18 protein-coding genes and 1 pseudogene are annotated in these 25,501 nt (G+C 70.5%); 4 read left to right on the top strand and 15 right to left on the bottom strand.

The features are described from left to right. Nucleotides 1-7: 7 nt before the first annotated feature. Complete coding sequence (locus GOBS_RS01820) at nucleotides 8-1,057, bottom strand: hypothetical protein (RefSeq protein ID WP_012946599.1); 1,050 nt, start codon at nucleotides 1,055-1,057, stop codon at nucleotides 8-10. Between the two features lie 17 nt (nucleotides 1,058-1,074). Next, complete coding sequence (locus tag GOBS_RS01815; RefSeq protein ID WP_243697618.1) at nucleotides 1,075-2,364, bottom strand: class I SAM-dependent methyltransferase; 1,290 nt, start codon at nucleotides 2,362-2,364, stop codon at nucleotides 1,075-1,077. 548 nt (nucleotides 2,365-2,912) lie between these two features. Here GOBS_RS01815 and GOBS_RS01810 point away from each other — a divergent pair. Continuing rightward, nucleotides 2,913-3,542: a nucleoside/nucleotide kinase family protein gene (locus GOBS_RS01810; RefSeq protein ID WP_012946597.1), complete on the top strand. Its 630-nt coding sequence runs from the start codon at nucleotides 2,913-2,915 to the stop codon at nucleotides 3,540-3,542. Nucleotides 3,543-3,566: 24 nt separating this feature from the next. Here GOBS_RS01810 and GOBS_RS01805 read toward each other — a convergent pair whose 3' ends face one another. The 5 genes from GOBS_RS01805 to GOBS_RS01785 all read right to left on the bottom strand — a co-directional run bounded on the left by GOBS_RS01805 (nucleotide 3,567) and on the right by GOBS_RS01785 (nucleotide 11,462). Beyond that, nucleotides 3,567-4,538 (bottom strand): hypothetical protein, encoded by a 972-nt coding sequence (locus GOBS_RS01805; protein WP_166487250.1) that lies wholly within the window; start codon nucleotides 4,536-4,538, stop codon nucleotides 3,567-3,569. A 339-nt stretch (nucleotides 4,539-4,877) separates the two neighbouring features. After that, complete coding sequence (locus GOBS_RS01800) at nucleotides 4,878-6,533, bottom strand: aminoglycoside phosphotransferase family protein (protein WP_041241281.1); 1,656 nt, start codon at nucleotides 6,531-6,533, stop codon at nucleotides 4,878-4,880. A 298-nt stretch (nucleotides 6,534-6,831) separates the two neighbouring features. Further along, complete coding sequence (locus GOBS_RS27005; RefSeq protein WP_208104443.1) at nucleotides 6,832-8,244, bottom strand: oligosaccharide flippase family protein; 1,413 nt, start codon at nucleotides 8,242-8,244, stop codon at nucleotides 6,832-6,834. A gap of 298 nt (nucleotides 8,245-8,542) precedes the next feature. Then, the gene (locus GOBS_RS01790; protein ID WP_012946594.1) at nucleotides 8,543-10,015 is read right to left on the bottom strand and encodes a tyrosine-protein kinase domain-containing protein; all 1,473 of its coding nucleotides are present in this window, start codon (nucleotides 10,013-10,015) and stop codon (nucleotides 8,543-8,545) included. Between the two features lie 202 nt (nucleotides 10,016-10,217). Next, complete coding sequence (locus tag GOBS_RS01785) at nucleotides 10,218-11,462, bottom strand: hypothetical protein (protein WP_166487249.1); 1,245 nt, start codon at nucleotides 11,460-11,462, stop codon at nucleotides 10,218-10,220. A 396-nt stretch (nucleotides 11,463-11,858) separates the two neighbouring features. On the opposite strand from GOBS_RS01785, the gene GOBS_RS01780 reads away from it, so the two are divergent. After that, the gene (locus tag GOBS_RS01780; RefSeq protein ID WP_012946592.1) at nucleotides 11,859-13,379 is read left to right on the top strand and encodes an O-antigen ligase family protein; all 1,521 of its coding nucleotides are present in this window, start codon (nucleotides 11,859-11,861) and stop codon (nucleotides 13,377-13,379) included. Nucleotides 13,380-13,454: 75 nt separating this feature from the next. Here the strand turns inward: GOBS_RS01780 and GOBS_RS01775 are convergent, their stop codons facing one another. From GOBS_RS01775 to GOBS_RS01760, 4 genes and pseudogenes are all read right to left on the bottom strand, one after another. Next, nucleotides 13,455-14,231: a WecB/TagA/CpsF family glycosyltransferase gene (locus GOBS_RS01775; RefSeq protein ID WP_012946591.1), complete on the bottom strand. Its 777-nt coding sequence runs from the start codon at nucleotides 14,229-14,231 to the stop codon at nucleotides 13,455-13,457. Beyond that, nucleotides 14,224-15,234: a glycosyltransferase family 4 protein gene (locus GOBS_RS01770; protein WP_166487248.1), complete on the bottom strand. Its 1,011-nt coding sequence runs from the start codon at nucleotides 15,232-15,234 to the stop codon at nucleotides 14,224-14,226. Before GOBS_RS01770 ends, GOBS_RS01775 begins: the two co-directional genes overlap by 8 nt. Then, entirely contained in the window at nucleotides 15,218-16,171 is a 954-nt protein-coding gene (locus tag GOBS_RS01765) for a glycosyltransferase family 2 protein (RefSeq protein WP_012946589.1), read from the bottom strand. Before GOBS_RS01765 ends, GOBS_RS01770 begins: the two co-directional genes overlap by 17 nt. A gap of 252 nt (nucleotides 16,172-16,423) precedes the next feature. After that, nucleotides 16,424-17,636: pseudogene (locus GOBS_RS01760) on the bottom strand (IS256 family transposase). A gap of 297 nt (nucleotides 17,637-17,933) precedes the next feature. On the opposite strand from GOBS_RS01760, the gene GOBS_RS27000 reads away from it, so the two are divergent. Then, nucleotides 17,934-18,140 carry a hypothetical protein gene (locus GOBS_RS27000; RefSeq protein WP_166487247.1) on the top strand — a complete coding sequence of 69 codons (207 nt, stop codon included), beginning with the start codon at nucleotides 17,934-17,936 and terminating at the stop codon, nucleotides 18,138-18,140. An 83-nt stretch (nucleotides 18,141-18,223) separates the two neighbouring features. Here the strand turns inward: GOBS_RS27000 and GOBS_RS01755 are convergent, their stop codons facing one another. Further along, nucleotides 18,224-19,438, bottom strand: a complete 1,215-nt coding sequence (locus tag GOBS_RS01755; protein WP_012946588.1) for a glycosyltransferase — start codon at nucleotides 19,436-19,438, stop codon at nucleotides 18,224-18,226. Between the two features lie 578 nt (nucleotides 19,439-20,016). On the opposite strand from GOBS_RS01755, the gene GOBS_RS25050 reads away from it, so the two are divergent. Continuing rightward, on the top strand, nucleotides 20,017-20,685 hold the full coding sequence (locus GOBS_RS25050; RefSeq protein WP_049788112.1) for an arsenate reductase/protein-tyrosine-phosphatase family protein: 669 nt from the start codon (nucleotides 20,017-20,019) through the stop codon (nucleotides 20,683-20,685). Here GOBS_RS25050 and GOBS_RS01745 read toward each other — a convergent pair. The 3 genes from GOBS_RS01745 to GOBS_RS01735 form a co-directional block, all read right to left on the bottom strand. Then, a complete protein-coding gene (locus GOBS_RS01745; protein ID WP_166487246.1) occupies nucleotides 20,678-21,520 on the bottom strand; it encodes an ABC transporter permease in 843 nt (280 codons plus the stop codon). The two genes, GOBS_RS25050 and GOBS_RS01745, sit on opposite strands and share 8 nt — an antisense overlap. Nucleotides 21,521-21,948: 428 nt before the next feature. Further along, on the bottom strand, nucleotides 21,949-24,168 hold the full coding sequence (locus GOBS_RS25045; RefSeq protein ID WP_012946585.1) for a glycosyltransferase: 2,220 nt from the start codon (nucleotides 24,166-24,168) through the stop codon (nucleotides 21,949-21,951). Nucleotides 24,169-24,463: 295 nt separating this feature from the next. Beyond that, nucleotides 24,464-25,276, bottom strand: a complete 813-nt coding sequence (locus tag GOBS_RS01735) for an SDR family NAD(P)-dependent oxidoreductase (protein WP_041241278.1) — start codon at nucleotides 25,274-25,276, stop codon at nucleotides 24,464-24,466. Between the last annotated feature and the right edge of the window lie 225 nt (nucleotides 25,277-25,501).

Genomic DNA, 25,501 nt, shown 5'->3' with positions numbered 1-25,501 from the left:
GACTCGATCAGCTCTGCGCCGCGGCGGCCCTCGCCGACTCCTCAGCGCCCGCCGGGGTCTCGCGCTCGAGCCAGATCTCGCGCCAGTAGGACTCGGTCTTGCGTTGGCACAGACCGTGGTACAGCGCCTGACAGACGCCGCCTTCGAGGACCACGCAGTGCCCGGGCAGCCGCAGCATCCGCCCCGTCCACTCGTCGATGATCTGCCGCACGACCCGCTTGACGCGCATGCTCTTCCCGCAGTACGGGGTCATCTCCACGTCGAAGGCGAGCCCGCGGTTGCGAGCCTTGCGGTCGACGGTGGTGCGGATCTTCCTGCGGCTCTTCACTCGGACCAGGTCACCCGGTTGCAGGTCCAGGTCGACGGAGGGCGTCCGCGTCAACGTGCCGTGGATCAAGGGGATGTCCGCGCCGGATGCCACCTGCAGCCACCGCGGCAGGCGCCGCCGACTCATGCCTTGGTACATGAAGAGGAGGGAAGGCAGGATCCTCCGGAGGACCGTCCCCGGCCGGAGGTTGCCGTTTCGAACGTCCCGGACGTAGTGCCGCAGGTCCCAGGACCGGATGGGCCTGGTGGCCGCACGGACCTGGGTCGCCTGGCAGGACCACAGCTCTTCGCCGTCGGGGCTCTCCGGCGGGTGCACCGCTCGGAAGACGTCGTCGCGCGTGCATCCGTCGCGGCGGACCGGCGGCGCGAGGGCGATCGGCCGCGACGTCCGGGCGTCGTCCCGGGATGGATCGACCGGCCGGAGCCACTCCTCCTTCCAGTAGACGAGGCACCCGGCCTGGCATCCCCCGTGCCCGGACCCGTCACAGCGGATCCCGGTCAGGTGGACCGCCGACTCCATCCCCCGGAGGGCTCCGTAGAAGCAGGTCGTGTCCGCGCGGCTGTCGACGGTGAACCGCGAGCCGCACTGGCGCAGCATCTCGGGCATGAACGGCAGTCCGTCGATGGTCGAGTCCGGCCCGAGGGTGGCCAGGATCTCCTCCTCGGAGCGGACCTCGATGACGTCCCCTGCACGCAGCGAGCGGGGCTTCGTCGTGCGGGAGATCTCCACGCTGCGGCTCCAGGTGTTCAGTCGATCGCCAGTCGGGGGATGGGGACGACGATCCGGCCGCCCCACTCGCGCACGTACGCCAGTTGCTGCGTGATCTCGGCGCGCAGGTTCCACGGGAGCAGGAGCACGTAGTCCGGTCGGTCCTCGGTGATTGCCTCGGGGGCCAGGATCGGGATGTGCGTGCCGGGCAGGTACTTGCCCTGCTTGAACGGGTTGCGGTCCACGGTGTAGCGCACCAGGTCCGAGCGGATACCGCAGTGGTTGAGCAACGTGTTGCCCTTCCCCGGCGCTCCGTAGCCGGCGACCCGCTTGCCTTGCTCGGCCGCCGAGAGAAGGAAGCCGACGAGGTCACGCTTGACCTTGGCGACCGCGCCGGCGAAGCCGCAGTGACCCGCCAGGGTGTGCAGGCCCCGCCGTTCCTCCTCGGCCAGCACGTCGCGGACGGCGTCCGAGACCTCCCCGCCCGCAGCCGGCTCATGGCGCGCCCAGATGCGCAGCGATCCGCCGTGCGAGGCCAACTCCTCCACGTCGACGACCACCAGACCGGCCGTAGCGAGCACCCGCTGGGCGGTCAACAGGCTGTAGTACTGGAAGTGCTCGTGGTAGATCGTGTCGTACTGCGCGAACTCGATCAGCCGCATGAGGTGCGGGACCTCGATGCTCAGCCACCCGTCGTCGGCGAGCAGGGCGGCGAGCCCCAGGCTGAAGTCACGGACGTCGGGGACGTGGGCGAAGACGTTGTTGGCCACGACGAGGTCCGCAGGGCCGCGGTCGGCCCGCACCCGCCGTCCCTCCTCCTCACCGAGGAAGGCCACGTGTGTGGGGACGCCGCGCTCGACGGCTACGGCGGCGATGTTGGCCGCGGGTTCGATGCCCAGCACCGGGATGCTGCGGGCCACCAGGTGCTGCAGCAGATAGCCGTCGTTGCTGGCGACCTCGACGACCAGGCTGTCGGTCGTCAGCCCGGCCCGCTCGGCGGCGTGCTGGGTGAACACCCGGGCGTGCTCGACCCAGGACGTCGAGTAGGAGGAGAAGTAGGCATAGTCGGAGAAGATCTCCTCCGCCGGCAGGTGCGCGGGCAGCTGGACCAGCAGGCACTCAGCGCAGATCCAGACCCGGAGGGGATAGAAGACCTCTGGCGACTCCAGCTTCTCCGCCGGGACGTAGCTTTCGCACGGCGGTGACATGCCGAGGTCGACGAAGACGTCGGTGAGCTGTCGTCCGCAGAGCCGACAGGAACCCCCGCCGCGGGCGGTCAGGTCGAGCACACCGGCCAGGTCGGAGGGGCTGGTCAGCATGGCGCTCATGGGTGTCACCCGTGAACCAACGCCGGGATCGTTGCCATAGCAGCCATGTTGCGTCCCCTGCTCGTCGTCCGCGGACGCGATGACGGGTCTGGACCGACGCCGCGCCCGGATTGGTGGCCTGGGCAGACTGGCCGCGGCCGGGATGCAGCGTCAACCCGTTCTCCCACGGCCTGCTGCCGGGGGAGCCCGAGCCGGGCACCGGCGGACGCGGCGGACCGTCCTCCCGGACCGGTGAGGGCACAACGGGTCGCTCGAGGACGACGCACGGGGTGGCTGCTGGCCGTGACGCCGGGGACGCTGCACCGGTCCGCTCACATCCGCGTGTGGCGAGCGAGGCATGCGGTCCCGTTCCGCGGCAGAGGCATCCTGGGCGGGCGTCCCGTCAGGTCGATGACGCAGTCGGTGGAAGATCGGCCGTCGAGCACGGCTGGGCCGCCGGAGGTCCGATCGTCCCCGGCAACTCCTCGTGCCGGCACAGGTGTCCGCTCTCCCTCGCGCTGCACTGTGTACGTTGAGCCCACCGGGAGCCACTGGGTGGAGGTGGACGCATGGTCCGGCGGGGCATGTGCATCGCCCTCCTCGGACCTGACGGTGCCGGCAAGACCACGCTGGCGAGGAGCCTCGCCGCTGCCCTACCGGTCCGCGTCCACTACGTCTACAGCGGGCTCTGGCAGCGGAGGGAGCGTCGCAGCTGGGTCGACGGCGTCCGCGGAGGACCGCGGCTACGACGACTGCTGCGGGTCGCCCGCATCGGGATGGCCGCCCGTTGGTATCGCGGACTCGGGCACCTGGTGGTTCTCGACAGGACCCCACACGAGGTCCGGCTCCGCGCCACCGGCCTGAACGGCCGTCTCAACGCGCTCGCCGTCCGCCTGTTGGCGCCGACCCCTGACCTGATGATCCTCTTGGATGCCCCGCCCGAGGTGCTGTTCGCGCGCAAGGGTGAGCACTCCGTCGAGGTCCTGGACGGTCTACGGCGGTCCTACCGGATGATGCTGGAGCAGTTCCCGGCACACGCCACCGTCGACGCCCGAGCCGATGCGGAGACCGTTCGCCGCCAGGCGATCGAGGTCATCCGGGAGCACTGGCCGGCAGGTCGCGCCTGGCGGGCAGGGACCACGGCAACCCGGCGGGTCCCGCAGCAGGCCCGGGCGGAGTCGGCCGAAAGCCGCGGGTAGCCGGGCAGGCTGAGGACCAGTGGATCAGCAGTACGGTGCAGCGGCCTCGTACAGATCCTGCAGCGCGACCGGGTACGGGTGCCTGAGCTCGAACGCCGGAACGTCGGCGAGGGTTCGTCCGAGTACTCGTTCCTCCCGCTCCCGCGCAGTCTCGATCAGCGGGCTGGTGCGGTCAGGGAAGGCGAATCGGAACTGCAGGTAGGCCGTCGTCAGGGCCGCGCGTTCGAAGGCCAGTGAGCTGACCATCCGCTTGGCGACCTCCGCGCCCGCCACAGGGAGGATCTCGATGCGGTCCTCCTGACCGACGACGGGCAGGAAGACCCGGTCGAGCGAGACGTGCCCGCGCCGGACCCGGTCGCCGAACAGTGCTGCCGGATCGATCTGGTCGACCCCCTGCCAGTCGGTTCCGCCGTCCATGCTCAGGCGACGGAGGCCTCGACCCGGACGGCCGGGCAGACGGTCGAGGCCGGGAGCAAGCCCGTAGAGCCGGCGGTACAGCCGCCAGAGGCGAAGCCGCGCCCGCGCCCGCGGACGGATGAGCGGCCAGTATTGAGGAAACTGGCGGAGGTGCCAGTCCCAGAGACGTGCGACGCCCGAGACGCCGGAGAGGGTCGGCTCGCGTCCCCCGACGATGGTCCACTCGTCGGCGACGAAGTCGGCTCCGGCCGCCATGAAGGGCAGCATCGTCTCCGTCTTGCCCCCTTTCTGCCAGCCGGTCACCAGGACGCCGGTCCCGTGGTGGACGAAGGAGGCCGCGTGGAGCAGGACGTGCTCCTTGAGGAGCAGGCGCAGCCCCACGATCGGGATCAGGAGCGGGATGTGACTGATGCGGCGATCGCACACCACCTCGCACCGGTCACCGAGCCGGGAGAAGTCCAGCCTCGCACGGTGTCCTGCTCCATCCAGCAGGTAGAAGTGCGCATCGTCGAAGGCAGCCTGACGCAGGCCGAGCAGCCTCAGGGGACCCACGGGGCGGGGCTCGTCGGTGAAGGTCACCGTGATGTCCGGCTCGCCGGACGGCGCGCCGTCCGATGGCCCGAGCTCCCGGGTCACTTCGTCCCTGATGTGTCGTGGCGCACCGCGCAGCCTCACGCGGAGGACACCGTGGACGTCATGGTCGACGACGGCGACCTCGGCGGCGCGACTTCGACTGTCTGGCATCCGATCCCCCGAGTGACTGGCGGCTGCGCACCGCCCGACGAGCGTCGACGAGGACACGGGCGTCGACGGAGGCTACATGCCGACGCGAGGACGACGCGCTCCTGCGGCGCCGCTGCAGAGAAGTGGTCACGACGTCGGATCGACCCGGTCGGGCGTCGCTGAGCGATCAAGGGATCAGGCGGAGCCCGCTCGATCCCCCAGCTCGCCACGTTCAGCCAACTCCACGGCGAGACGCCAGAGCCTCGTCTCCCGCTCCAAGCGGACCGCTGCTTCCACTGCCGCCGACGGACAGAGGTCGTCGCGGTCCTCGTCCAGCACGAGCCGATCGGCCAGCGTGGCGGATGTACGGGCCCAGGTCATGACCACCAGGCGTCCCCACGACGTCGGATCGACCCCACGGTGACGCAGGTGCTCGCGGAGGACCGGCACCGCCCAGGCGTCGGGGCCGACGAAGGCGTCCCGGAAGGCTGCCACCTGCGCGGGCCAGGTGGAAGCCGACCACCGCGACTCGCTGACGAACTGCAGGAAGAAGACCAGGTCGTGACCCGGAACGCCGCTCGTCGTCGAGCGCTCCCAGTCGATGACCCCGAGCCTGGTGTCCCGGCCTCCGAAGTAGAGGTTCGGGAACGCCAGATCGCCGTGCTCGAAGACCGCCGGCAGCGGCACCGACCGGAGTGGCGCCAGCAGCTCGTGCGTGCGGGCGCAGAGCGCGGCGGTCTCCCCAGCCAGTGGTGCGATCTCGGCCAGCCGCGCCAGGGGCCGCTCGACGGCCGGGCCGTACCAGTCGGCGTTCTCCCCTGCGGGACGGACGACAGGGAGCGCGCCGATGAACGAGGTGCCTGCTGCGAGAACGGTCCGGAAGTGGCGGTGGGCCTGTGGAGGGGTCAGGACGGCGCCTCGGATCGCTGACTCGACCAGCAGGCTCAGCCCGTCGCATGCCACGGTTCCGAGGACCGCGGGAACGCGCAACCGGTCGGGGCCGAGGAGAGCGGCGAGACGCCGCATCATGTCGGCCTCGCGGCGGACGCCCCGGCTGTCGTCGGGCTGGCGCGGCACCTTGACCACCAGTCGAGGCCGGCTCTCTCCCTTGGCATACACCAGCACCACCACGTGGCGCGAAGTCACGAAACGCGGTGTCAGGAACGCCGTCTCCAGCGCTGCCCCCAGCCCGACGGCGCTCAAGCCCAGCCGGTCGACGTTCTCGGCGAGGACCCGCTCGACGAGGTTCTTACCTGCTCCCTCGGCCACCTCCGGGTAACGGCCGACGACGCTGCCCTCGGGGATGAGCGCGGGGAGCAACCCCACGCCTACGGCGGCGCGAGCCGTCGCAGCCAGGATGCGCCGCAACCAGCTGCCCTGGTGCTGAGCGAGGGCATGACGCATCGCACCGCGGGCCTCGACCGGGATGATCCTGGCCGACCTGTCGATGGTGCGGGCATGCCAGTGCGCGCTCACCTCCTCCAGTCCAGCGGCCGCGAAGGCGCGCCGCCAGCCCATCAGCGTCCACGGTCCCTGCAGCCGGCACAGGGATCGGCGCACCTCGGCGTACACCGAGGCACCGGGGCGGCACGCCCCTGTTGCGCTACCCAGGTCCTTCGGGGTCGGGTCGATGAGGACCACCAGACTCGCGGTTCCTCCCACGGCCTCCCAGTCCTGGTCCGACGTCACACGGTGGACGGGCAGACCGAGCAGCGGCAGCGCCGCCCGCAGCTCCTCGTCCGGGCGGCCGGCGAGGACGACCGGACCGTCCCCCAGCGCGGGCAGCAGGAAGCGCCAGTCCAGCCTCCGCCAGGAATGCAGCTGGAGCGAAGGGGATGGCTCCGCGGTCACGGGCGCGCCGCGCCCGACGACTGACGGCGGCCGAGGACGGGTCCCCGAGTCATCACTCGGGGGCGCAGACCCCATGGCAACTCCGATCGGTCTGGTCGTCGGGTTGGCGGGACGGTCACGCTAATCGACTCGCCGGGGGCGGGGGGAATCAACGGACATGCCCGGAGCACACGTGGAGTTGCACCACCTCGTCACGGGGCCGCGGTTGGCGGAACGAGCTGGCGCGTCCTCCCGCGGCGCGTGGCCGGCACCGCCGGCCGGTGAGCACCGGAGCAGGGGACCCGGCCTCCTCTGGGGCTCAGGTGGCGACCGAGCGCCGGCGCAGGAGACCGAGGACGTCCTTGACCAGAGCTGGGTAGGCGACCGCCAGGACGGCGGCTGCCGCGGCCCCACCGCCGGCCACCGCGACGACGAGGGCGAGGACCGGCGTGAACGGCAGATGGACGAGGAATCCCGCCACCAAGGCGACGACAGGAGCCACCGAAGCGGCCGGCGCCAGGGCCTGGAGCAGGCGCCGTGCGTCCAATCGGAGCACGCGAAGGGCCACGGCCTGCATGGCGATGGCGAACACTGCCGCGAGGGCGACCTGGGCCCAGGCCACGCCCACGATGCCCCACCTCGTCGCGAAGAGGAGGACCGGCACGAGGAGGACGAGACGGACCACCGAGATCGCCACGGGGATACCGGGACGCCCCAGGGCCTTGTAGACCTCGTTCGCTCCACCACCGATCGTGCGCAGTGCCGCGTACAGGGCCAGAGCGACGAGGGCCCCGGCCGCTGGAGCCCATGCCTCCCCGAAGAGCACCTGGACGGCCAGTGGGGCCGTCACCGCGAGACCCACGCCGACCACGACCCCGTAGAGCGACTGCAACCGGACGCTGAACAGATAGCCGCGACGCAGTCGCTCCGGGTCGGATCGGGTGCGCGTGAACAGAGGGAACGTCACAGAGAGAAGGACGAAGAAGACGTTGAGGATGACCAGTTCGGGGAGCTTGAACGCGAATGTGTAGTACGCCAACTGTTCGGCACCCAGTTGTCGGCCGATGATGAGGTAGTCGGCATCGAAGACGAACTTGCCGAGGAGGGACGCACCGGCTACCGGGACGCCATAGGCCAGGACAGCGCGGACGTCCGACCGGGTGGTACGCCACAGCAGGGCATCGGGGCGTGTGGGAAGAACGATCCACGAGACCACGGCGGCGGTCGTGCTACCGACGACCGCTCCCCATGCGATCGCCCAGGCGCCGGCACCCGCAACAGCCAGCCCGATGGACGTCGCCCCCGTGGCCACCGCGCTGACGACTCTCGCCACGGTGATCCGCGAGAAGTGCAGGTCACGACGGAGCAACGCCTCGGGCACGGAACCGACCGAGGCTGCGAGCAACGAGACGGCACACAGTCGAACCAGGGGTGCGACGTCCGGACGCTGGAAGAACACGGCCACGAGCGGCGCGGCCACGATCGCGACGGTCACGAGGAGCGCCCCGACCAGCAGGGCGCACAACGTCGCGGCTCGGACGGTCGCAGGAGTCCGCGGGAGGTACACCAGCGCCTGCGCCACCCCGGCGTCCGCCACGGTCTGGGCGTAGGTGACGAACACCAGGGCGAGGGCGACTAGGCCGTACTGCTCAGGCGCGAGCAGTCGAGCGAGGACGACGGTCGTGACGAGGACGGCTGCCTTCGACAGCGTGAAAGCGAGCCCCTGCCACAGTGCGCTCCTGGCACCTGCCCTGCGTAGGTCGTCCTGCGCGGGGGCATCCTGGGTAGCCGACTACCTCACCTCCTGGCCGGACGTCCTCGGGGACGCCGGGTCACTATAGGGGCGCGCCGGCGCATCGACCATCACGGCGGCTCGCCAGGAACCCGTGACGGCACGAGGCCCGCCCTGCGACCGTCGGCGAGGACGCTCTGGTCGGGTCCCGTCGAGGGTCGGCGCGGGTTTCCCGGTCCGCCCCTCGAGGGGCATGGGCCACCGGACGTCATCCGATCGATCCGGGTGAGGCTCGGACTCAGCTGTCCTGTCCGGTGGCAGACAGACGACGGGGCTGCCCGTGCCGCCTCCTGCTCGACCTCACTCGCCGGAAGAACCGCTGAGGGACGGCTCCCTCCCTGGTCCCAGGGTTCCCCGCGGCACTCCTCTCGTAGCCGTAGCCGTAGCCGTATGCGGCGGCCAACTCGTCCTGCGGCGGCAGCATGTTGAGTATCACGCCGAGCGTCGTGGCCCCCACTCGCGAGAGCGCGGCCGCAGCCTGCTGCAGCTGGTCCCTCCTCGTGCAGCCGAACCGGACGGACAGCAGGACGCCGTCCAGTGCGGGAGCGAGCCCGATGGCGTCAGCCACCGGGAGGAGAGGGGGCGCGTCCATGATCACGAAATCGCCTGTCCCGCGGAGCTTCTCGACGAGCCTCGCCATGTTGCTCGAGGCGAGCAGCTCACCGGGGTTCGGCGGTGTGGGACCAGCCGCAACCACCGACAGGCCCTCACCGTAGGTCTGCTTCACGTCGTCGATGTCCGCGGTTCCCGCGAGAACGTTGGTCAGCCCGACACCCCCGACCAGACCGAGGTAGCTGGTCACCTGCGGCCGTCGCAGATCGGCGTCGACCAAGGTCACCCGCTGTCCAACGTCGGCGAGCGCCAAGGCCAGGTTGACGACGACGGTCGTCTTCCCCTCCGACGGCAGCGCGCTGGACACCATGATCACTCTCGGCGGCGCGTCGACGTTGAGGAACTGGAGATTGGTACGGAGCTGGCGATAGTCCTCCGCCGTCCGGCGGTTCCCGCGACGGTCGGCGATGTGCCTCTTCTCGAGGTGGGCGTCACGGACGACGGTGCCGATCACGGGAGCGCCCACGAGCGATGCTGCCTCGTCCAGGGCCTTGACGGTCCGATCCAGACGCACGCGGGTGACCGCGAGGCCGATCCCCACGAGCAGTCCGATGGCGACGCCCAGGGCGGCGTTGCGACGCGGCCGCGGTGCCACCGGGGTGGCCGGCGCCTCGGGACGCTCCGTGACCGTGACCTTCACCGGAGAACTCCCCCCGCCGTCGGGGGTCTCCAACTCGGACACCAACTGAGGGAACTCCTGCCCCAGCACTGTCGCGACGCGCTGCGCCTGTTCCGGCGACGGGTCCGAGATCGAGACATCGATCAGCACGGTGTTCGAGGCCGCAGTCGCCGACATCCGCTGCACGAGCTCTTCAGGCCCCATGTCGAGGTTGAGGCGGTCAACGACCCGTCCGGCCAACTCGTCGCCGGTGAGGAGCCGGACGTAGGACGTGACCCGCTCCTGGGAGAACTGGCTGCCCTGGTAGGCCTCTGACGTGGACGCGGAGCCGGTGGTCGAGACGAAGAACTGTGTGGAGGACACGTACACCGGAGTCTGGAGCAGACTCCCCCCCAGCCCGGCAGCTCCGCCGAAGAGCATCCCGATGACGAGCAACCACCACCCTGAGCGGAGGGCGGCGAGTACTCCTTGGAGGTCCATGTCGCTCCAGTCCGTCCTCTACACCGTCCGTCATGGCAAGCAGGAGCCCGAATGGAGGGACCCTAGGTCATCGCTGTCGGACTTGGCGATCTGCAGGCTGCGGGCAGTCACCGTCGTGGTGGACCCCCGATCTCGGCCTCGGTGGCGTGGGCCGGGTCCCTGACGGGCCGCGCCCAGCGCGGTTCAGCTGCGGGGCGAGCGGTCAGTACTCGATGCCGGCGTTGTCCGCGGAGTGCTGGCGGTTCAGCGTGACCCCTGACTCCACGGAGTCGGGTCCGGTGAACGTGGCTCCGGTGAAGTCGTTGCTCTCGAAGACCACGAGGTGGCCGTCCCCGCCGCCACCGGTGGCTCCAGCCCTCAACTTCCGGGCGAAGGTCCCGCTGACCGACATGTCGCGGACCAGCAGTCTGCCCACGGTCGAGTCCGTCCGGATCATCGCCTGCGACTCCGCCAGATCGCCCGCATCCAGGATCGCGTCACCGCGGATCACCATGATGGCGGGAGCGCCGTCCTTGACCCAGTAGAGGTCCTGGGCGACCTGCCCTCCGGCAGGATCGAAGTGATAGCTGTTGTCAGTGAACCTGACCACCGCCCCTGGATGCGACTGGTAGGTCATGACGCCGATCTTCTGGTCAGCCGGGTTGCCGGCGGTCCACTCGACCCGGCAGTCCCTGACGTTGAGAGCTCCCAGGGGCGGTTTCACCACGTTGTTGTTGTAGACGACGAACGGGATGGCTCGACCACTGGCGTTGTTGGCCGTGTAGACGAACGTGCAGTTGTCGACCGTGATGTTGCGGGCCCCGGTCAGATAACAACTGGTGTTGTACAGGACTACGTCGCGGATGGTGACGTGGTCAAGGGGAGTGGCCCCGACCGGCTCGATGTCGATGAACCCGTCCGCGCTGTGCCCTGGCAGGTCCGCGGTGAAGGCCCGGCCGTTCGAAACGTGGACGGTGGCGCCGGGAGCGGTCCTTGTGGCGACAGCCGACACGATGGCCCCTGTCCGGCCGTTGAAGCCGGCGTCGTAATCGAAGTCGGTGAGAGAGAACCGACCGGCGTCCGGCACGTACAACGACCCGTCGAGGACTTCAGGGTCGTCTCCCTGGGAGGTCCAACGGATCCGGTGCGCCGAGAAGTCCCTGGGAAGTGCATAGGTGAGCTTGGGAGAGCACGCGTACACCGTCACGTGCTCGAGGCGCAGGTTGGTGCAGTCACGGAAGACGGAGAACAGGTTCGCGTCCGGTGCGGTGATGGAGAGGTCCCGCAACGTGACGTCGCGGAGCCCGTTGATGGCGGAGGAGGTCTCCGACCACGGCCCGGCGTAGGCGAACTTGAGCGTGGCCCCGTGTCCGACGATCCGACCCCTGAACCCCGTCTCGCTGATCGCGTCACGCGCGCCGATGACGTACGTGGCCCCACTCCGCAGGTGGACGTCCCGCCGTCCCACACACAGCGCCGCGAGCGTCGCCGAGTCGTCCTCACCCGAGGGTTCGGGTGCGGTCACCGCCAGGCCCTGGTTCGCGGGTTGCCTCGGGCTCGGAGCGTCGGCGACCCGACTGTCCAAGCCGATGACGACCCCACCGGCCGCGAGCACGCCCGCACCGACGACCCCTCCGCGCAGGAGGCGGCGGCGACTGAGCGACGAGCGCTGAACACGGTGGCCCTCACCGTCCCATCCTGCACCGATCCCGGCCATCTCTCCATGATGCCGCCGTCCTGGACGAGCGGTTGGCACACCGCTGTACGGCAGAGGTCACTCCAGTGGGCGGGGCACGGTGTTCAGCAAGGCTCGGCGCACCTCGGACCGGGTCCCCCAGCCATTCCGCAGATACGCTGACCGGCGATGGGACACCGGGTGGCGATGCGACGTCGGGACGCGGCGTGGCTGGTCCTCACTGCGGTGATCGCCACGATGCTCGGTGTGGCGCTCGTCCTCCAGCCCCTCCTCGGTGCCGCCGCAGTCGGGCTCCTCGTCGTGGCCGGCTGGCTGCAGCTGTGCCACAGGTGGCCGGGGCTCGCACTCACCGTGATCATCGCCATCGTCGTCTTCAGCTCTCACGTCTTCGCCCTGGCGCACGTCGCGGGAGTCCCGAGCTCGCTCATCCGCCCCATGATCGGCGCGAAGGACCTGCTCGCCTGGACCCTCCTGGCGGTGCTGGCGCTCAGGACCATGCAGCAGAAGCGGCAGGCCTGGGCGGTTCCGCTCCTCGTCGGCGCCTTCCTGAGCCTCTGCGCCGTGGTGTACGTGCTGTTCGACTCTCCCGCTCCCCTGGCGGTGCAGCTGGCCGCCATGCGGGGTGCCTCGCTACCCGTCCTGGCGCTGGGCTGCGTGGCCCTGCTCAGCCGGGACGAGCGGCGGCGTGTCGCTGTGGCGTCCGTCTACGTGGTGCTGGCCGGTGCGGTGTACGCCCTCGTCGAGCTGGCCTTCCCGCGGTCCTTCGTCTCCGAGACGGTCGGCGTGGGACGGTACTGGGTCGAGGTCAAGGACCAGCCCCTCTTCGTCGATCCGGTGACCGACCTGCCGGGCAACTTCTTCACGTCCGCGGGCTTCCCTCGACTGACCGGCACCTTCGGCGACCCCTTGTCCGCCGGTGAGGTGCTCGGTTCAGCTCTCGTCCTCGCCGTTGCCCACCGGTCGGCCTTGCGGTATCCACACCTCGTCATCCTGCCGATCACGGCAGCGCTGCTGCTCACCTTCACCAGGAACGGCTGGTTGCTGGCCGCGGCGGGGCTCACCGCGCTGGCCGCTCTCCGGTACGGCGTCGGCCGGACACTGCTGAGGGTGGCAGCAGCCGTGGTCGCGCTCCTGCTCGTGACCGCGGTGGTCCGGCCCCTGGGCGACTACATCGGGAAGATCCTGAGCGGCGAGGACGCATCGACCTTGGGACACTACTCAGCCCTCGAGTACAGCTTGCAGCTGTTCCAGTCCTTCCCGTTCTTCGGGTACGGGTGGGGCACCGGAGGGTCGGCCGCCCTCAACTCCTTCGCCGAGGCGGTCACGGCCGAGAACGCCTACGTCGCCGTCCTGACCCAGACGGGCTGGCTCGTCGGCACGATGCTGGGGATCCTGATCCTCGGGCTGGGCCACCAGGCTGTGCGCGGCCAGCCGCTGGCCGCGGTCGGGGCGACAGTCCTCCTCGTACAGGCCGTGACCGCATTCATCAGCGAGAACGTCCTGACCTTCAACGCGGGGTTCTTCCCGTTCCTGACGGCGGGGCTGGTCGCTGCGGCAGATCCGGTCCGCGAACTGATCGAGCGCCCGTTCCCGCTCGCTGCCCATGGCCGGAGTTCACCGGAGGGCCGGTCGTCGCCCCGGACGAGGCCGGTCGGTCGGTGGACACCCGCGTCCCCTGCCGGCACCTGACGCCGGGCCGACCCAGCGCTCGAGGCGTCGCACCGGTCGATCGGCGCATGCACGGGGGTGCACCCCGGATCTCGATCAGGCCCGCTCGCTCGACACCCGGCCCGGCCGCGTCTGTTCCAGGAGGGACCGCGCGAAGGCGGCTGCTGGCAGGACGTATCTGGGCAGCACTCGACTCGGGTCGAGCGCCATGCGCCAGAAGCCCTCGAGGCACAGTCGGCGGACGATGGCCGGCGCCCGCCTCTGGTGGCCGCTCAGGAAGTCCACCGCGCCCCCGAGGCAGAGGATCACCCCGTGCGGTAGGTGGTGCGCCAGGCGCATCCCGAAGACCTCCTGACGGGGGGCGCCGTAGGCCAGCACGAGGACGTCGACGCCTTCCCGGCGGGCACGTTCCGCGAGGTGCTCGGCCAGCGACTCGGACAGCGAATAGTGCTGGGCATCGTCGATGACCCGCATGTCCACGCCCGGGTGGACAAGCCGACAACGCCGGACCGCCTCCTCGGGACCCCGACCACCGATGATGCCGATGCGGATGTGCTCCCCGGCCGCACCGGCTACCACGTTCCGGAGGAGGTCACTGCCGGTGACCCGAGGGACGATCCGTCGGGTCGCGATGCTCCCCAGGACGGCCACCGGCCACCCATCAGCCAGGACGAGGCTGGCACGCGCGCAGGCGCGGCGGAACTCCGGATGCCGCTCCCACACGAGGTACATGGACAGATTGGGCGTCACCACGAGGTGTGTCGCCTGCCCCGCGGAGGCCCACCGCAGCACCGTCTCGCAGGCGGCGCGCGGGCTGATGAGGGACACGTCGAAGTAGCCCACCCGCTGGCGGCGGACCGGAGTGTCAGCCATTGCGCCTTGCACTGGCGTACGCGGCGCCGGCCTGCCGCGCGGTGTCGGCCCAACTCCTCGCCCGGGCAGCCAAGACCGCGGACGTGGGCGGAGACCCACCTGCCGCGGCTGCTCGTAGCCCTCGAGCGATGCTCGCGGGGTCCAGGGGGTCGACGAAGATCCCTGCTCCATCCGACACCTCTCGGAAGACGTCGAGGTCCGAGCACACGACCGTTGTGCCCTGTGCGAGCGACTCGAGGATGGGCAGCCCGAACCCCTCGTAGAGGGACACCAGGACCGTCGCCGATGCCCCGGCGTAGAGCCCCGCCAGCATGTCGTCGTCGACGTCCGACAGCAATGAGGTGCCCGCCGGCATCTCACCCCAGGCCCTCCTGCCGACGAGCACGAGGTCGTGGCTCTCCGCCAAGCCGGAGATCCGGAAGGCCTCCACGAGGCGATCGATGTTCTTCCGCGGCTCGATCGCTGCCACCGACAGGAGGTATGGGCGGTCCCTCGCTGGCCGCCGGCCGGGTTCGCAGATCGGCAGGTCGGAGGCGAGCGACGCGACGAAGAGGCGATCAGCCGGAACCCCGAAGGAGGACTGGACCTCCCGTGCCACGGCCTCGCTCACGGTCAGGATGGTGGTGCATCGCACGGCTGTCTCGGCCCACTTGCGGTACACCGCTCGTCCGAGCCGCGATGCCGTCTCGGGGTACTTCCACCACGTCAGGTCGTGGAGCGTGTACACCAACCGGCGTCCCAACGCCAGGCTGACGGCCGGCGGCGGAGGGAAGGTCGGGTAGTGGACCGGCGTCCCGGCGTGCCCACGGACGACGATCGAGGGCTGCACCACGTTGGCCGCCGGCAGGATGGGCTCCCCGCGCCATCGCGGCCCGACGTAGTCGACGACCCGGAACTGATCGTGCAGTGCGCTCCGCAGGCTCCGGCTGTAGCGCTCCCACCCGGAATGCCGGCTGGCCACGGCTGATCTGGCGTCGAAGACCAGGTCAGCGGCGGCGCTCAACCAGACCTCCGACTGCTGCACCCGGATCCCGCTGGAGCCGCCGCACGGCGACGATGCCGGCCATCAGGCCCTGCACCGAGCGCGTGAACTTCTTGAGTCGGTAGCGCCTCTCTCTGAGCAGCGGCCTCCCCAACAGGCGCAACGTCTCGAGCACCCCTGGGCCGACCAGCATGGCCGTCAGGCTATGGTGGGCGGTCGACCAGCTCACCACGAGCCGGTTCCGCTGTGCATAGAAGAAGAACATGTCCAGCCGGTCATCGACCGATCCGCCCTGCTTGTGCCACAGACGCGCGCCCCCGACCACCAGCATGGGGATCCCCATCTGGACGGCCCGCATACTGAGGTCGACGTCCTCCCAGTAGAGGAACAGATCCTCGCGGAAGCCGCCGAGGCGTCGGAAGGTGTCCACGCGCGTCATCAGCGCCGTACCGGTGAGGAAGCTCGCCGGTCGCGTGGCTTCATCCAACGTCTCCGTCGGCGCCCGGTACCCGAGGTGCTCCGGACGACCGCGGCGTGCATCCAGGCGGCCTCCGCCGAACCAGACCTGTTCGTCGGGGGGCCGTCCGGATGTGATCACCGGAGAGACGAGGGCGTCGGGGTTCTGCTGGAGCACCGCTTGGAGACGCGTCAGGCAGCCATCGCGGACCTCGACGTCAGGGTTGAGGATCCACACGGTGTCGCAGCCCAGCCGCTGCGCTTCCCTCACCCCCTGGTTCACGCCTGGGCCGAAGCCCGTGTTCCGCGGGGACTCGAGGACGCGGACGCGCGCGTCGTCACGTGCGATCTCGGTGAGCTTCGCCCGCTCGCACCCGCTCTCGGTGTCGTTGTTGACGATCACGATCCGCGACACCTCCGGCGCGGGAGACACTGTCGCCAGGCACCCGCGAACGAGGTCCGCCGACCTGTAGTTCACGATCACGATCGCGAGCTGCGACATCTCTCCCCCTCTCCAGGAGCGCGTGCAGGGCTCCGGCGCGCACCACACGACCCGGCCGATGGCGGTGGACCGGCGGTCGTCCTGGTCGCAGCCGGGCGGTCACCGCCCCCGACACGAGCTCAGCCGGACCTGTGGTGCCAGTGACCAGCGGAGCCTGCCACGCTGCAGGTCCCTGCGGGCCACCACTACGGGCCGGGTGACGTCCCGCGCCGTGGTGTAGCTCGCGGCCGTGAGGAGGTTCTACGAGTTGGACTATGACGCGATCAGTGCCGGCTGCGCCACCTCCTCGTCGAGTTGGTTGAGCAGGGCCATGGAGCCTTCGGAGAGGTAGCGGCGGTCGCTCACCTGCCATTCATCGTGCGCCTCGACCAGGACCGCGCCGGCGAGGCGGAGCAGGGCGGCGGGGTTGGGAAAGACGCCGACGACGTCGGTGCGCCGCTTGATCTCCTTGTTCAGCCGTTCCAGTGGATTGGTCGACCAGATCTTCTTCCAGTGGCTGACCGGGAAGCCGGTGAAGGCCAGCAGGTCGTCTTGGGCCTCCCGCAGCATGGCCTCGACCTGCGGGACTGGCGGCCGAGCATGCCGGCGATGACGTCGAACTGGGCATGCACGTGCTCGGCGTCGGGCTGGGCGAAGATCGTGCGGATCGCGGCGGCGACCATCTCGGCGTTGCCCTTAGGCACGCGGGCGAGCACGTTGCGCATGAAGTGCACCCGGCAGCGCTGCCAACTGGAGCCCAGCAGCACCGCGGCGATCGCACTCTTGAGGCCGGTGTGGGCATCGGAGATGACCAGCTGGGTGCCGGCCAGGCCGCGGGCCTTGAGCGAGCGCAGGAACGCGGTCCAGAAGGCTCCGTCCTCGGAGTCACCGACGGCGAAGCCGAGCACCTCCCGGTGGCCGTCGGCGGCTACTCCGGTGGCGATGACCACGGCCTGGGAGACCACTCGGCGGTTGACCCGGGCCTTGCAGTAGGTGGCGTCGAGGAAGACGTAGGGGAACGCCTGGTCGGCCAGGGAGCGGTCCCGGAAGGCACTGACTTCGGCGTCGAGGTCGGCGCAGATCCGGGACACCTCGGGCTTGGAGATGCCGGTGTTGGCGCCCAGCGCGCGGACCAGGTCGTCCACCTTGCGAGTCGAGACGCCGTGCAGATAGGCCTCTATCACCACCGCGAACAGCGCCTGGTCGATCCGGCGGCGGCGTTCCAGCAGCGACGAGCCGGCCCGCAGCTTGGGGATCCGCAGCTCCAGTCCCCGGCGGTCGTGGTCAGCGTGCGGGCCCGGTGCCCGTTGCGCTGGGCGGTGCGGTTCTCGGTGCGCTCGTGCGGGCCGGCGCCGATCACCGCGGTGAGCTCGGCTTCGATCAGCGCCTGGTAGAGCGTCTTGGTGGCGGTACGGATGCGGTCGTCGACGTGGGCGAGCTTGAGTGCCTCGAGCAGTTCGAGCAGGGCAGACTGGTCCAGGGCCATCGCGTGGCCTTTCTCCTACGTGTTCCTTGGCGGGTTCACGCAGAAGATCCACGCGGTGGCCTCTTGCAGGCCAGCACCACGCCGACGAGCTCAGGACCTCCGACCAGCTACACCACTTCTTGGGACGTCACCACGGGCCGTCCCACCATTCGGGCCGCGCATGTCAGGACGGCGGAACCGGTTGCACGCGCGGTAGGGGAGCCGGACAGAGCACCGGGTGGCGACCCATGCGTCCCAATCCGCGTAGGTGTGACCAAGACGCTCAACGAGCCGCCGGTTCCATGGCATCCTTCGGCCGTGTCAGGTCGCACACGGCGACAGATCGGCATCAGCGAGACCAACTGCGACATCTGCGGAACCAGGGGTCTCCCGGTGTTCGAGTCGCGCATCACTCGGCGCGGGTTGGCCTTGATCAACCCGTGGTGGCACCAACACCGGCGCACCTACGAGCAGTGCCCCGCGTGCGGGATGAAGTACCGGCTCAAGGCAGGGCGCCGGGTCTGAGCTGCTCCCGTGTGGTCGAACCGTCGGGAGCCGGTCCACGACGTCGCCGGGCACCCGGCGAGGTCGCTGGTCCTGCCGAGTGGTCACCCACCGTTACCGGACCTGCGCATCAGGCCCTCATAGAGCTCCTGCAGCCTTCGAACGAACGCGGCTTCCGAATACCGCTGCCGGACGATGTCCGTGACGTGCGCCCGACGCCCCACCTCGACGCCCCCGCGGAGGGCGCGGACGACCCCCTCGGCGAACGCGGCAGGATCGTCCGCGATGGCCGCGGCCTCCGCAGCCTCGGGGATCCCTTCGGCACCGACCGTCGTCGTCACCACAGGGAGCCCCCATGACAGAGCCGTGATGGTCTTGAACTTCACCCCGGCCCCCTTCAGGACAGGGATGACGACGACATCCGCCTGTTGGTATGCCTCGTCGAGGTCGTCGCGGTAACCCCACAGGACGACGTCGTCCCGGCCGGTCGCACTGCGGCGGAGGTCGGCACTCGGGCCGGCGCCGGAGATGTGGAACTGGGCGCTTGCCTCGGCGCGTCGCACCCGCGGCCAGACCTCACGCAAGAACCAGTGCACCGCTTCCTCGTTCTCCGGCCGGTACAGGGCCCCGACGAAGGCCACCACCTGAGGCATCCCCGCGGGTCGGACACGAGCACGTGCGGACGGCGCCGCCGCCACGGGCGGTGCCACCACCTCGGTGACGACGTCAGGGGCGATCTGGTGCACCAGGGCGGCGTCCTTCTCGCTGAACGTGATCACGACGTCGAGCCCCGCGAGTACCCGCCTCTCGTGCACGCGCACCCAGCGTCGATAGGCTCGCCGAATCGGCTCGGGCAAGGGCAGGGAGGAGACCCGGCGATCCTGGCGCTGTGAGATGACGTCGTGCGCGATCCCCACCAGGGGAACCTCGCCAGCGAATTCCCTGACCACCGTGGCGAGGCCGAAGGTGTCGGTCCACTGGAACTCGACCAGATCCGCCTCGCGCAGGCGGCACTGGAGTGAGACGTCCCGCCGGATGTGATCGGCCAGGGCCCGGCTCGGCGTGACGGCCGTCAGCTTCCGGATCACCCGCCAGCCCAACTGCCTCACTGTCCACCTGTTGTACGGTCGGGTCAGCGACACACCGACCCGATCCGGACGTGGCCGCATCGCCACCGCGCGATCGTTGGCGGCCGAGTTCTCCGCCACCAGGAGGACGGGCCACCGATCAGCCAGCGCCGTCGTGTGGCGCAACACGTACTCCCCGCCGGCGTGGTCGATGCCGGGGTACGGGATCGCCCAGGTGAAGGTGACGATCACCGGCGAGGACCCGTTCGCGCGTCCAGTTCGCCATCGACCTCGCTGACGGGGAGGCCTGCGCCGGTGAGAGCCTTCGTCGGCTCGGCGACGTCACCGCGCCTGCTGCTCCACGTCGTGTCCGGCCCGAGTTCCCCCCGGGCGACACCGTGATGCCATCCGGAGCGATGGGCTGCGTCACTGCACACGCGGCCATGATCGCTCCTCGCGTGGGCACACCGGCACCGAAGGCCGTGACCGTGACCGCACGTGTCCTGTCCACCGGGCTGTTGAGCAGCACGGTGAGGGATCGAGTCGGGCACGGCAGTTCTCCGAGGGCGAGTCGTACTGATGGGACAGGGACAAGTGGGTCCGGGGCGCGATGGAGGGGCCGCGTCCGGTCGATACCCGTGTGGCTCGACCCTTCGGCCAGTCGAGCTCATGCGCCGACCTGTCCCGGCAGACGATCGAACAGCAGGTCGCCGCGATGCGACAGGGGCGGACGGACGTGTCGGCGGCTGTTCACCGGTGACCGGATGACCTGTGCACCTGCCCCGGAACCCGTCATGCGCTCCCCGTCCTGGACGCCCTAGCGTCGCGGCGTGCGCCTTCTCTTCGTCTGCACGGGCAACGAGTGCCGCTCGCCCATGGCGGAGGGCCTCGTCCGGGCCTGGGCTCGCGATGCGCTCGGTGAGCAACCCGGGAGGGCCGACGTCCAGGTCTCCAGCGCCGGACTGGCCGCGACACCCGGTCGGCCGATGGCCGCGGAGTCTGCAGCTGCGGTGTCCCGGTACGGCGTCCGCACCGACGACTTCCGTTCCCAGGCCCTCCTGCCGCGGATGGCGGACGAGGCGGACCTCGTGCTGACGATGACCCGCGAGCAGCGCCGAGGGGTCCTGGAAGGCACTCCCAGGGGGCTGCGTCGGACCTTCACGCTCCGGGAGGCCGCGGAGCTGCTGGTCCGCGCCGATCTGTCGGGTCTCTCGGACACGACCCGGAGCGATCGCGCCGCCCACCTGGCGAGGCGTCTCGACGCGGCGCGGGGCAGCGGACCACCGGCGGACGAAGACATCGTCGACCCGATCGGTCAGCCAGCACCGGTCCACCGAGAGGTGGCCGAGGCGATCGTCACGGCGCTCCGCCCGCTGGCTGACGTCCTCCTCAGCGGCGTACGGCCCGGCCCGCCCTCCGGAGCAACTCGGGCGCGTGACTCTGCACCGAGGCCGTGGCCTGCTCCGCCCGCGGCGGGCCGAGCGGACGGTGTCAGATGACGTCGGCGAAGGACCGTTGTGCGCGGTCGAAGTACCAAAGTCCAGTGAGCAGGACGAGCAACGTGCTCGCGGAGGAGACAGCCAGGGACCAACCCGGCCAGGCTGCCCCCAGCAGCGCCCAGCGCCCCAGTTCGATCACCCCGGCCATCGGGTTCACCGCATAGACGAGCTCGTGCCAGCCGGTGAAGAGCGTGGACGGATACGCGACCGGGCTCGCGAAGAACCACAGCTGCATGGCCGGGCCGACGGCGTGCTGGACGTCCCTGAAGCGGACGTTGAGCGCAGAGAGCCAGAGTCCGATCCCCATCGTGGTCGCTGCCAGCAGCAGCAACCACGCGACCGCCCCGAGCAGCTGCAGCCCGGGGAAGACCCGGAAGTAGGCCATGGTGGCGACGACGAGAGCCAAGGAGATCCCCAGGTCGACGGCCGGTGACAGCAGGCAGGCAGCCGGCGCCGTGACGCGGGGGAACCTCACCTTCGTCACCAGGCTCACGTTGCTCACCAGCGCAGTGCTGGCCGCCTCCACGGAGCTCGAGAAGTACGTCCACGTCACTATGCCGACGAGCGCGAACAGCGGGTAGGGGACGCCTTCGGCGCTGATGCCGGCGAGGCCGTTGCGCACCACGGTGAACACCACCACGCTGGCCACCGGCTGGATGAGGACCCAGAGCACGCCGAGTGCAGCCTGTCGATACCGGAGCTTCAGGTCACGCAGCGCCAGGTACCCGACCAGCTCCCTCGACCGCCAGAGGACCCGCCACGGCGGCCCCAGGGACAGGCCGCGCGGGGTGTTCTCCTGCCACGGCTCCGGCTCGACAGCTGAGACGTTGGACATTGCGTGCAGACTAGGAAGACGTTGCATCAGTTCGTCGGCCCACCACCGCGGAATCGTCCCGTAGATCGTGCGCGCGGCGTCGCCCACGGCTCCGGGCTGGACGAGGAGCCTGAGGTGGTGGATCGCGGCTCCGCTCGGGTGCACGCCTGCCAGCGCCTACGGACTCGCCACGAACACCGCGCCGACATCCACCTCGGACGACGTCAGCCGGCCCATGCCCTCGTCCGCTGTCGCCGACTCCCGGTCGTCCCGGACGACTGGTGTGCCGATCCGGGGTGGCGCGCGCTCCCACCCGCCGACGCGCCGGGGAGAACACGGCGTCGGTCCCGCTCCCGCGACCTCGGTGTCCTACGAGCGGTCGTCCCAGGCGGGTGACGGACGGTGACATGCCGGAGGGCCGCCCTCCGCCGCTGCGGTACGGGCGCCGATCAATTGCGCCGGGGGACCCGGATGCCTGATCCGATCTCCACCGTGTCACCCAACCGCCGCAGGCGCCGTCGTCGGGCAAGGCCAGGTGCGACAACGGCGAGCAGCGCGCCCAGGCGAGTACGCAGCCGTTCCTGTCGGCCGACGAACACCGCGAACGCATGCCTCCGCACATCACGCCCGTTCTCGCCCAGGCTGTGCGCGAGCAGCCGCCACCGGCGCTCACCGTGTGCACGGATCCGCGCACGGGCGAGGACCTCCCGCTCGTGCCGGTCGAGGTCCGTGCGCGCGGTGGCGCGGTCCAGCACCTGCAGCCGGGCCTCGGTCATCCGGACCGGGTCAGAGCTGAGCGTGCCGTACGTCAGGCGGTAGCGAGCGAGAGGGGCATCCACCAGCCCCACTGGGGAGCCGTCCAGCACCATGCGCTGCCAGAACTCCCAGTCCGCGGTGATCGAGAGGGACTCGTCGAAGCCGCCGACCTCGAGCCAGCGCTTGCGAGGCACCGCACACATCCCCAGGATGAAGTTCCGGTCCAGGATCGCGACACGTTGGTCGTCCGCCGGGAACGACCAGTCCGAGTGATAAGCCCGGCGCACCGGGACGCCGTCGGCCTCCACGATGGCGTCCGTGGTGATGACGTCGAGGTCCGGTCGCTCCTGCGCGAACCAGGCCAGGGCCTCGAGCCGACGCGGGTGGAAGACGTCGTCGGCGTCCAGCACGACCACGTAGTCGCCTCGTGCGGCGGCGACGGCGGCGTTCTTGGCGGCCGACTCGCCCCGGTTGGGCTGGCGCACCACGCGCACGGTGTCCCCGAGGCTCGCCAGCACGTCCGCGGTGCCGTCGATCGACCCGTCATCGCAGACCACGACCTCCAGCGGCGGGTGCGTCTGCTCCAGGGCCGACGCGACAGCCGCCGCGATGGTGGCCTCCGCCTGGTGTGCCGCGATGACGACCGAGAAGCTGGGTGGCCCGGCTGCCCGGTTGACCCCGGCCGCTGCCGGCGGCGGTGCCAGAACCGGCCACGGACCCCCCGCGGGGACGGCCGCGACCTGGGCGTCCGACGGAACGGCGGACCCGCCCTCCTCCCCCGGCCGGGGTCGGCCCCATGGACGCCGCAGGGATCGCTCCGCCCGCCGGGACAGGATCTCGTGGTGGAGCGCCTCGAACGACCGCGTCATGGCCTCGACGGTGAAGCGCCGTGCGGCTTCCGCCGCCGCAGCAGCAGCGAGTCGGCGGCGGAGCGCCGGATCGGTACCCAGCCGGTTCAACGCTGCGGCGAGACCCGCGGGGTCCTCGACCTCGACGAGCAGTCCCGTCTCCTCGTGACGCACCGCGTCGGGGATCCCGCCCACCGGGGTCGCGACGACTGGGACGCCGCCGAGCATGGCCTCCAGGACAACCAGGGGCAGGCCCTCCCACCGGCTCGGTACCGCCAGCACGTCGAAGGAGCGCATCAGGGTGGGGGCCTCGTCTGACCAGCCGGCCATCGTGACGCGCCCTTTCAGGCCGAGGTCGGTCGCCAGCGCCTCGAGGGCCTCCCATTCGGGGCCGTCCCCGATGAGCACGAGGTGGGCGGCCGGCAGGTCCGCGATCGCCCGCATGAGCACGTCGAAGCCCTTCTGCCGGTCGAGCCGGCCGACGGCCCCGACCACCAGCCGACCCGGGGGAGCCGCCACGGGCAGGGGCGACCCCCTCGGGGTGGGTACCCCGTTCCACACGACACGGACCCTGCCCGGTGGCAGGCCGAGGACCTGCTCCAGTGGGCGTGCCGACCCGGCGCTGACCCCCACGACGGCAGTAGTCCGCGTGGCGTTGAACCGCACGATCCGGGCGAGGCGAGGCCCCGGACTGGGCATGGGTAGGTGCACGACCGCCACGGTGGGGGTGTGCCGCAGTGTCGTCGCTCCGAGGACTGTGTACGGGTCCGCGTACGGCACGGAGAGGTTCAGGTGCACGAGATCGGCTCCGGCTCGCGCCATGGCCCGTCGATGCGCCCTGGCCGCGGCCAGGTCCCACCGCCCCCGGACGGGGGGCAGGACGGTGTGGGTGATGCCCGGGCGTCGCGCCGCGAGGCGCTCCAGCACGGTGTCGTCGACCCCGAGCAGCCGGACCTCGTACCGGTCGGACAGCGTGGTCAAGAGGTGTCCGAGCACGATCTCGGCGCCACCCCATTCCGTCGCCCCGCAGTAGACCAGGAGCCGCACTGGGTACAGATGGCTCATCGGGCGGCGGCCCCCTCGTGAGGATCCTGGTGGCGGCCGACGACTACGCGTGGCCGGGTCGCTGAGGGTATCGCCAGCAGCTGCTATGGGTATTGCGATGCTCTTGCACCACCGCGACCGTCCACCTCCTCGTCGCGCGGACCCGGCCGTACCGCGATCAGCAGTGCAGCCACCGGAGCTCCGTCTCAGCGGGATGGTGGTGGTGACCGCCGGCTCAGAGGTGCGGTCGTCGGCGTCCCGCGTGACGTGCCGATCATCGCCGTCGGCTCCGTCCCCGGTCAGCCGAGCCGGAACGTCACCGACGGAAGGTGTCCTCGGGTCCCCATTCACAGAGTCGCAGTCGCCGTGCGTCATCGTTCAACCCGTCCACGCGCGCCAGGACGTCGACGTTGTCGGCCGCGGCGTGCAGGAACCGCCCCGACCACTGGTCGAGCTGTCCTTCTGCGATCGCGACGACCCACCTGACCACGAGATCGGGGTCGGTCCAGTCCGTCTTCCCCCGCCACATGGCCATCGAACGGGTCATGTCGGTCTCGACCACGCCGGGCGCCAGGTCGAAGACCCTCACACCGGTACCCGCCAGGGAGCCGGCCAGCGCCTCGGTGATCCGCATCAGGCCGGTCTTCGCCACCGAGTACGCCGAGTACTCGGGCCTCGCGCGCAATCCCGAACCGCTGGCCAGGTTGACGATGCTGCCGCTGCTACGGGCGACCATGGTGGGGACCACCGCACGGCTGACCAGAAGAGCCCCCCGCACATGGCTCTCCACCACGTCCCACCACTGGTCAGGGTCGGCCTCCCACAATGAGACCTCCGCTGCGTCGACTAGGCCGGCGTTGTTCACCAGCAGGTCGATCGGGCCGCACTCCTCCTGCACCCGCGCCATGGCTGCCTCCACCGCGGCGCGATCCGTGACGTCAGCCGGAACCGCGAGGGTTCGTCCCCCCGTGACATCGGCGACCTCGGCCATGGCCCGGGTCAGTCGCTCCCCTCCGCGAGCCACTCCGGCGACGGTGACGCCTCGGACTGCCAACCCCTCCGTCAGACGACGTCCGATGCCTGCCGACGCACCGGTGACCAGAGCGACCTGCCCGCCGAGGTCAACCACGCGACACCACGCTGGGAGCGGTGAGCGGACTCGACCTGCCCACCCGTTGGATCGCACGCCCGCCTACCACCGCATGTGACATGGCTGCGATCATGCTCGTCTCCGCTTTGTCGCAACACGGCTGGACGGCACATGCCATGGGGCCAGCCCTGCGGCGAGGCGGTCGCTACCCGAGCACGGTGACGCGAACGCCGCCACCCTCGGGCAGGCATGGCACCGCGTCGG

It is taken from the genome of Geodermatophilus obscurus DSM 43160, from assembly GCF_000025345.1.
In the GTDB taxonomy this organism is placed as follows: domain Bacteria; phylum Actinomycetota; class Actinomycetes; order Mycobacteriales; family Geodermatophilaceae; genus Geodermatophilus; species Geodermatophilus obscurus.
Note: the sequence above shows the minus strand (reverse complement) of the source record. Positions and strands in the feature narration are given on the sequence as shown.

Coding starts and splice junctions, on each gene's coding strand:
- GOBS_RS01780 (WP_012946592.1), top strand. CDS start 11,859: ATGGGACACCGGGTGGCGATGCGACGTCGGGACGCGGCGTGGCTGGTC.
- GOBS_RS01810 (WP_012946597.1), top strand. CDS start 2,913: ATGGTCCGGCGGGGCATGTGCATCGCCCTCCTCGGACCTGACGGTGCC.
- GOBS_RS01790 (WP_012946594.1), bottom strand. CDS start 10,015: ATGGACCTCCAAGGAGTACTCGCCGCCCTCCGCTCAGGGTGGTGGTTG.
- GOBS_RS25045 (WP_012946585.1), bottom strand. CDS start 24,168: ATGAGCCATCTGTACCCAGTGCGGCTCCTGGTCTACTGCGGGGCGACG.
- GOBS_RS01745 (WP_166487246.1), bottom strand. CDS start 21,520: ATGTCCAACGTCTCAGCTGTCGAGCCGGAGCCGTGGCAGGAGAACACC.
- GOBS_RS01765 (WP_012946589.1), bottom strand. CDS start 16,171: ATGTCGCAGCTCGCGATCGTGATCGTGAACTACAGGTCGGCGGACCTC.
- GOBS_RS01775 (WP_012946591.1), bottom strand. CDS start 14,231: ATGGCTGACACTCCGGTCCGCCGCCAGCGGGTGGGCTACTTCGACGTG.
- GOBS_RS01815 (WP_243697618.1), bottom strand. CDS start 2,364: ATGAGCGCCATGCTGACCAGCCCCTCCGACCTGGCCGGTGTGCTCGAC.